The sequence below is a fragment of the Streptomyces sp. RKAG290 genome, assembly GCF_023701695.1.
GTDB lineage: Bacteria > Actinomycetota > Actinomycetes > Streptomycetales > Streptomycetaceae > Streptomyces.
In genome coordinates, this window is sequence record NZ_JAJOZC010000023.1 from 1 (window position 1) to 3,618 (window position 3,618).

The 3,618-nt window shown below is 73.4% G+C and carries 2 protein-coding genes and 2 pseudogenes; 2 read left to right on the forward strand and 2 right to left on the reverse strand.

Annotated elements, in window-relative coordinates; genetic code table 11:
• Positions 1 to 269: 269 nt before the first annotated feature.
• Together LNW71_RS35915 and LNW71_RS35920 are read left to right on the forward strand one after the other, a co-directional pair.
• Positions 270 to 467 (forward strand): helix-turn-helix transcriptional regulator, encoded by a 198-nt coding sequence (locus LNW71_RS35915; RefSeq protein ID WP_250972386.1) that lies wholly within the window; start codon positions 270 to 272, stop codon positions 465 to 467.
• A gap of 19 nt (positions 468 to 486) precedes the next feature.
• On the forward strand, positions 487 to 867 hold the full coding sequence (locus LNW71_RS35920) for a hypothetical protein (RefSeq protein ID WP_250972387.1): 381 nt from the start codon (positions 487 to 489) through the stop codon (positions 865 to 867).
• Positions 868 to 906: 39 nt separating this feature from the next.
• On the opposite strand, the pseudogene LNW71_RS35925 reads toward LNW71_RS35920, so the two are convergent.
• Both LNW71_RS35925 and LNW71_RS35930 read right to left on the reverse strand, forming a co-directional pair.
• Positions 907 to 2,581, reverse strand: a pseudogene (locus LNW71_RS35925) (ABC-F family ATP-binding cassette domain-containing protein).
• 80 nt (positions 2,582 to 2,661) lie between these two features.
• Positions 2,662 to 3,618, reverse strand: a pseudogene (locus tag LNW71_RS35930) (ATP-binding cassette domain-containing protein); the annotation flags it as partial.

Here is a 3,618-nt window from a genome sequence, read left to right on the forward strand (position 1 = left end):
TCGCCGCCGTGAACACCAGCGCCGCCGAGCTGGTGACCCCGACCATGACGGCGATCAGTCCGGCGGCCACCGCCGAGGGAGGCGCGGCGGAGCGCATGCGGGCGATCGCGAACATCAGTGAGCCACTTCCCCTGTGCGGTGCGAACACCGGTGACCAGGAGGGTCCGATGTGCGTCACGGATGTTCCGTATACGGAACGTTCTGTTTATGGAACACTAGAAGGACGGGCCGACACCCGTCAATCGGATAAGCGGAGCGGGTGGACGCCGATGGGGCTGAACGAGGACCTGGGGCGCAGGCTGCGCGCGCTGCGGCAGGAACAGGGCCTGTCCCTGTCGGAGCTGTCCCGGCGCTCCCGGGTGGGAAAGGGCACGCTCTCCGAGCTGGAGAGCGGTCAGCGCAATCCCACCCTGGAGACCCTGTACGCCCTCACCACCGCCCTCGGCCGCCGCTCAGCGCTGCGCTGAGCGAGGCGCCGGCCGCACCGTGGGCCCGGGTGCGGCCCCGGCCGGGGTGTCCGGCAGTGCGGTCACGGCGGTTCTGCTGGAGCGGCACGAGAGCGGTGCCGTCGTCACCGACGTGTTCCGCGTGACCATCCGGGCGGGCGCCACCCAGGAGTCCGAGGCCCACGTCCCCGGTACGCGGGAGAGCCTGATGGTGCTGACCGGCACCGCGGTTGTCGGCCCGCCGCACGGGCCGTTGACTCTCGGCCCGGGTGAGTCCGGGCAGTGGCGGGCCGACGCACCCCACATCTACCGCGCGCCGGACGAGGACGTGCACGGCATCCTGTTCGTGCGCTACCCGCCGGCGGTCCGGGGCGGGGAAGGGGCCGGGCCGGAGCGGGCGTGCCCGGCCGAGCCGGTCTGACGCGCCCGCCCCCGGGGCCGCGGACTTCCTCCCCCGCCGTCACCGACGCCCGGTCTGCTGGCAGGGTTCGGCCCGCGGCCCGATGCCGTCCCCCTGGCCACGGTCCGGCTGCAGCCGGATCTCACGGCCCGGCCAGCGCTTGCGGAGCCACCGGTCGTGGCTGGCCAGGACAGTGGCCCCGGGTCCCGCTCCGAGGGCTTCCTCCAGCTCGTCGCACAGCCGCGGGGACAGGTGGTTGGTGGGTTCGTCGAGCAGCAGGAGCTCCGGCGGCCGGGCCGTCAGCAGCGCCAGCGCGAGCCTGCGGCGCTGGCCGACCGACACGTGTCCCACCGGTTTGTCCAGGTCGCCCTCGTGCATCAGACCGAGCGAGGTCAGAGGCACCTCCTCGGCCCGTTCGACACCCACGAAGCGTGCGTAGGTGTCGCGGACAGTACGGTCCGGCCGGGCGAACGTGGTGTCCTGGGTGAGCACCCCCACCGTCAGCCCCGGCCGCCTGCCACCTCGCCCTCGGCGGCGAGCCGCCCGGCGAGGACGGCGAGCAGCGTCGACTTGCCCGTGCCGTTGCCACCCGTGACCAGCAGGCGTTCTGCCGCCGCGACGTCGAGGCGGTCGACGGTCAGCCGGCCCGGCACCCGCACCCCGCGCAGGGACACGAGAGTGCCGTCCGCCGAGGGTCGGGCCAACGCGGTGTGCCGGAACCGCAACGGCGCCGGCGGCTCACCGATTTGGCGGCGCTCCAACTCGTCCAGCCTGCGGGAGGCGTTGCGGACCCGGCGCGCGATCTGGCTCTGCACCCGGCCGGCCCGCAGGCCGTAACCCATCTTCTCGTTGTCGCGCGGCCCACGGTCCGGGCGACCTGCCGCGCGGTCACGTCGGCCGACCGGCGCAGCGCCTCGATCTCCTCCTGCTGCTCGGCGTGGAGACGTTCCCAGCGCGCCCGCTCCGCCCGTTTCCCGGCCAGGTAGGCGCTGTAGTTGCCGCCGTACCGCACCGGGCCGTCGACGGCCGGGTCGAGGTCGATCAGGTCCGTGCAGACCGCGTCGAGGAAGGCCCGGTCGTGACTGGCGATCACGACGGGACCGGGCATGCCGCGCAACTGCTCCTCCACGAAGGCGGCGGCCTCGTCGTCGAGATGGTTGGTCGGCTCGTCCAGCAACAGGGCGGAAGGGCGCCGCACCAGCAGCGCCGCCAGCGACAGACGGCCGCGCTGGCCGCCGGAGAGCGAGCCGAGCGACCGCCCGTGCGGCAGTGCCGCGAGGCCGAGCCCGGTGAGCAGGACAGCCGCGCGCCGGTCGGCGTCCCAGGTGTCCCGCTCCTCGGCCTGTTCGAGCCGCCCGCCGTACGTCGCCAGCAGTTCGGCGTAACCGGCTGAGCCCTGCGGGGTGCGGGCGAGTTCTCCGGTGAGCCGGTCGAGCTCCGCGAGGTCGGCCCGGGCCTCGCGGAGCGCGTCGTCCAGCACGTCGGCGATCGTCGACGTGGCCTCGAACGCCATCTCCTGGTGCAGGAAACCCACATCGGCGGGGCGCGTGACGCTGCCCGCGTCGGGTTCATCCGCCCCCGCGAGGAGACGCAGCAGAGTCGACTTGCCGACACCGTTCTCCCCGATCAGGCCGATGCGGTGGCCGGGGGACGCGGTGAGGGACACCCCGTCGAGCACCCGCCTCGTGCCGAGTGTGCGGACGATGTCGTGTGCGATGAGTGCGGCTGCAGGCATGGTGGTCCATCCAACGTGATCGGCTCTGGGCCCGCCGGGCGGTCGGCCTCGGGCGCGGGCCGGGTCGGCACGTCAGCGGCTCACACCTGCGGAGCCCCGGTCTCCGACAGCCGGCCGTCCGCCAGCTCCAGCCACCGGTCCACCCCGATCCCGGCGAGGAAACGCTCGTCGTGGCTGACGACCACGAACGCTCCCCGGTAGGAGCTCAGCGCGCCCTCCAACTGGTCGGCGCTCGTCAGATCGAGGTTGTTGGTCGGCTCGTCCAGGAGCAGCAGCTGGGGAGCCGGTTCGGCGCACAGGACGCAGGCCAGGGTGGCCCGCAGCCGTTCGCCGCCGGACAGCGCACCGACGGGGAGATGGGCGCTGTCGCCCCGGAAGAGGAAGCGTGCGAGGAGGTTCATCCGCTCCGCCTCCGCCCGGTGCGGGGCGGACACAGCGAAGTTCTCGGCCACTGTGCGGTCGAGGTCCAGCAGGTCCAGGCGTTGCGACAGATAGGCGATCCGTCCGTCGGACCGCCTGATCTGCCCGCCGTCCAGCTGGAGTTCGCCGTTGATCAGTCGCAACAGGGTGCTCTTGCCCGCGCCGTTCGCCCCCGTGAGCGCGATGCGTTCGGGGCCCCGGATCGTGAGGTCGACGCCCGTGCCGGCGAACAGGTCCCGTCCGCCGTGACGGACCTGCATCCGCTCGCCGAGCAGGACGGTGCGCCCCGCGGGGACGTCGGTGTCCGGCAGATCGAGCGTGATGCGCTGCTCGTCGCGCACCGCGCGACCGGCCTCGTCCAGCCGGGCCTTGGCGCCGCCGACCCGGCGGCGTGGGTCTGGCCGGCCCGGCCCGCGGACTCCTGGGCCCGCGCTTCATGTTCCGGCGAAGATGCGCGGCAGACCCGCGCTCTTGAGATTGCGGGCGGCGTTGCCGGCACGTCGCTCGGCGCGTTCGCGGCCTGCTGCATCTCCCGCTTCTCCCGCCTCAGCTCCTGCTCGGCGTTGCGGACGTTCTTATCGGCGACCTCCTGCTCCGCCCGCACGGTCTCCTCGTAA

What these genes read in the sequence shown, in the direction of transcription:
- LNW71_RS35915 (WP_250972386.1), top strand. Translation starts at nt 270, where the DNA reads ATGGGGCTGAACGAGGACCTGGGGCGCAGGCTGCGCGCGCTGCGGCAG.